Raw genomic sequence first — 3,477 nt, 5'->3', positions numbered from 1 at the left:
GGTGAAGTCGGCGACGGGGTAGCTGCGTTCGGCGCGCGCGCCGCCGGCATCGTCCTCGCCCGTGGCGGGGCCGCTACAGGCGGCAAGGGTCAGCGCGATCATGGTGGCGGCAAGGCGCATCGGAACCTCCCTTTGGTGTGTTATTGCAATGATACACCATCGAACGGCATGCACAACCCGCCATGAAAAAGGGGGAAGCCGGTCTCCCGGCTTCCCCCCTCGTCAGATCGAACAGGATCGAGGCGTTCAGGCCTCGACCTTATCCTTGTTGTGGATCGCCGCTGCCTTGCGGAGCACGTCGAGGATCTTTTCCAGCGCGGTGGGTTCATCGACCTCTTCCATCGCGGCGAGTTCGCGCGCGAGGCGGCTGGCGGCCGCTTCGAAGATCTGGCGCTCGGAATAGCTTTGCTCGGGCTGGTCGTCGGCACGGAACAGGTCGCGGACCACTTCGGCGATCGACACCAGGTCGCCCGAATTGATCTTGGCTTCATATTCCTGCGCGCGGCGCGACCACATGGTGCGCTTGACCTTGGGCTTGCCCTTGAGCGTTTCCATCGCTTCCTTGAGCGTCTTGTCGCTGGACAGCTTTCGCATACCGACGCTCTCGGCCTTGTTGGTCGGCACGCGGAGCGTCATCCGCTCCTTTTCAAAGCGCAGCACATACAGCTCAAGCTGCATTCCTGCGATTTCCTGCCGTTGCAGTTCGATGACGCGACCGACGCCATGCTTGGGGTAGACAACATAATCACCGACGTCGAAGGACAGCGCCTTGGCAGCCATTCTTTCAAACCTTTCCGTGGACCCTTGACCCGAGAGGAGCGCTGCGACACCAGCGTCGTCGCCGGCGGCTGGAACAGCTTGTGTCCGGGCCAAATCTGTGGTGCGTCTCCGAGAGGCGGAAGCGAATCTTCGTCTCCGTTGCACGGCGTTTAACACAGTCGCAACAAAATTGCCAGCGCGGGCATTCGGGCGATCGGGCGACCCGGCCTCTCGACCCCGTTGCCTGTGCGCGCTAACCGGCAGAAATGCTGTCCCCTGTCGACAATTTCAGTCCGATCCTGCCATGGCTCGATGCGTTCGGCATCCTGATGTTCGCCGCGTCCGGCACGATCGCGGCGGTGCGCGCGCGTCAGACCTTCGTGACCGCCGCCTTTTTCGCGCTGATGACGGGCGTGGGGGGCGGCACGCTGCGCGACCTGTTGATCGACGCGCCGGTATTCTGGGTGGTGGACCCGTGGATCGCGCTGATCTGTCTGGGCGGCGCGCTGGTCATCTGGATCACGCCTGAGCGCTGGTGGGCGGGGCAGGGGCTGGACTGGCTCGATGCCATCGGGCTGGCGAGCTATGCCGTGTTCGGCGCGGCGAAGTCGCTGGGCATGGGCGTGCCGCCGGTCCCGGCCATGTTGATGGGGGTGGTGACGGCGTGCGTCGGCGGCATCATCCGCGACGTGGTGGCGGGCGAGCCGTCGATCCTGATGCGGCCCGAACTTTACGTCACCGCAGCAGCGCTGGCATCGGCCTTGTATGTCGGCCTGCGCCTGATGGGATTTGAGGGGTTCCCCGTGGCGACGATCGCCGCAGGCGCGGGCTTTGCGCTGCGCGCCGCCGCGATCCGCTGGAAACTGGGCCTGCCCGCCTATCGCGGGCGTCAGAGGGGATAGGTGAAGCCGATGTTCAGCACATGGTTGCTGCGGTTTTCGCCGGCGCGGTAGACGGTCTGGTTGAGATAACCCGGCTCGACGCGCAGTTTTTCGCCCAGCGGCAGGCCGATGCCGACGAAGTTGCGCCATTGGTCGATGCCGCCGCGCGCGCCCCAGTTGGTGTCGTTCAGGTTGAAGAACCCCTCGCTATAGGCAATCGCCTGAACCCGGCCGCCGCGCGCGATCGGCGCCTGAACCCGCACCATCTGGCGCAGCCGCCAGCCGGTATCGTCGCGTCCGACGATCATCCGCTGTTCCAGCCGCGTGCGGCTGATGACCAGCGGCGCGCCGGTGCCGGTGCGAACGGGCGCGAACTGCACCTGTTGCCAGATGCGATGTTCGTTGGTGGTCACCCCCGCTTCGGGATTGGTGTGAACATGGGCATAGCCGATGATGGCATGGGCATCGGGCGCGAAGCGCATGCCGATGGCGGGGCGCGCCAGCGTCTGCACACCGTCGCCCGCATCGTCGGTCAGCCGCACCTGTCCCTCAAGCCACAGGAACAGGTCGCCCTTGACCGCGCCGGTCGCGGTAAAGGCGCCCCATAGCTGAACATCGTCCTCCGCCATGGCGGGGGATGCGGCGAGAGCGGCGGCAAGCGCCGTCGCGAAAAGACGGATCGAGGGCATGGGAGCCTTCCTAACCGCGCGGCGGGGGGAGGCAAGGCCTCAGTCGCGGACCACGCCGACATCGCGGAACGGCCGAACCGGCGGCGGCGGGGTTGCGGCTTGTGCCAGTTCGCACTGCCAGAAGCCGACATCGATCCAGCGCCCGAACTTGAACCCGGCTTCGCGGATCACGCCTGCGCGGCGGAAGCCGACCTGCTCGTGCAGCTTGATCGATGCGTCGTTGGGCAGCGCGATGGCGCCGATCGCGTGGACGAAACCCTGTGCGCGCAGCGTATCGACCAGCGCTTCATACAGCAGCCGCCCGACTCCGCGCTGTTGCGCGTCGCCCGCCAGGTAGATCGAGGTTTCGACCGTCCAGTGATATGCCGGCCGATCCCGGAACCGACCGGCATAGGCATAGCCCACCACGGCATCGCCATCGGTCGCGACCAGCCAGGGATACAGCCCGTCGCTGGCCGCCATGCGCGTCCGCATCGCGCGCGCATCGGGCGCCTCGCTTTCGAAACTGACCGTGCCCGAAAGCACGAAGGGCGCATAGATGGCGGCGATCGCCGCAGCGTCGCCCGGTTCGGCTGCGCGAATGGCGATCATGGCAGCGCGCGTTCGACCAGCATTTGCGTCAGCGCGCGATCCTCGCCATTTGCGGCGGCGGGTGCGAAACCCGCGCATTCCAGGCAGCGGGCCTGCACCGACTGACCGGTGAGCAGTCGACGGACATCACCCACCGCGCGCGCCATCACGCCCCGGCGTTCGGCGGCCATCCGCGCGAACAGGTCGCCGCCGGATGCTTCCTCATTGCCCTGGTCGCGGTCCTGCTCGCGCTGCCACGCCTCGGCCAGTTGCGCGGCCCAGCCGGGTTCCTTTTCCAGATATACGGTGCGGACTTTTGCCGGGTCCAGCCTGGCGCGGCGCGCGGCTTCGGCCACCGCATCGTCCAGTCCGCCGAAGCGATCGACCAGACCGATCTGGCGCGCGGTGCCGCCGTCCCACACGCGGCCCTGGCCGATCTGGTCGACCCGCGCAGGTGTCATCCGCCGTGACTGCGCGACCAGCCCGACGAAGCGGCGATAGATATCCTCGATCGACCCCTGCAGGATCGCGTCGAACGCCGGCGTCGTGCCCGCGAACAAGTCGGGCTGGCCCGACAG

The 3,477-nt window shown here is 66.9% G+C and carries 5 protein-coding genes; 1 reads left to right on the top strand and 4 read right to left on the bottom strand.

The annotated features are described in order from the left end of the window. Positions 1 to 246: 246 nt before the first annotated feature. Positions 247 to 780, bottom strand: a complete 534-nt coding sequence (locus VL973_RS14170) for a CarD family transcriptional regulator (RefSeq protein WP_325284674.1) — start codon at positions 778 to 780, stop codon at positions 247 to 249. Between the two features lie 245 nt (positions 781 to 1,025). Between VL973_RS14170 and VL973_RS14165 the strand changes: the two genes are divergently transcribed. Then, the gene (locus VL973_RS14165; RefSeq protein ID WP_325284673.1) at positions 1,026 to 1,661 is read left to right on the top strand and encodes a trimeric intracellular cation channel family protein; all 636 of its coding nucleotides are present in this window, start codon (positions 1,026 to 1,028) and stop codon (positions 1,659 to 1,661) included. Here the strand turns inward: VL973_RS14165 and VL973_RS14160 are convergent. The 3 genes from VL973_RS14160 to VL973_RS14150 form a co-directional block, all read right to left on the bottom strand. Then, positions 1,649 to 2,329, bottom strand: a complete 681-nt coding sequence (locus VL973_RS14160; RefSeq protein WP_325284672.1) for a DUF2490 domain-containing protein — start codon at positions 2,327 to 2,329, stop codon at positions 1,649 to 1,651. The two genes, VL973_RS14165 and VL973_RS14160, sit on opposite strands and share 13 nt — an antisense overlap. Positions 2,330 to 2,368: 39 nt before the next feature. Then, on the bottom strand, positions 2,369 to 2,920 hold the full coding sequence (locus tag VL973_RS14155; RefSeq protein ID WP_325284671.1) for a GNAT family N-acetyltransferase: 552 nt from the start codon (positions 2,918 to 2,920) through the stop codon (positions 2,369 to 2,371). Beyond that, a partial coding sequence (locus tag VL973_RS14150; protein ID WP_325284670.1) for a S49 family peptidase occupies positions 2,917 to 3,477 on the bottom strand: 561 nt, incomplete at its 5' end. The genes VL973_RS14150 and VL973_RS14155, both read right to left, overlap by 4 nt.

The organism is Sphingomonas sp. (assembly GCF_035490575.1).
In the GTDB taxonomy this organism is placed as follows: Bacteria; Pseudomonadota; Alphaproteobacteria; order Sphingomonadales; family Sphingomonadaceae; genus Sphingomonas.
Note: the sequence above shows the minus strand (reverse complement) of the source record. Positions and strands in the feature narration are given on the sequence as shown.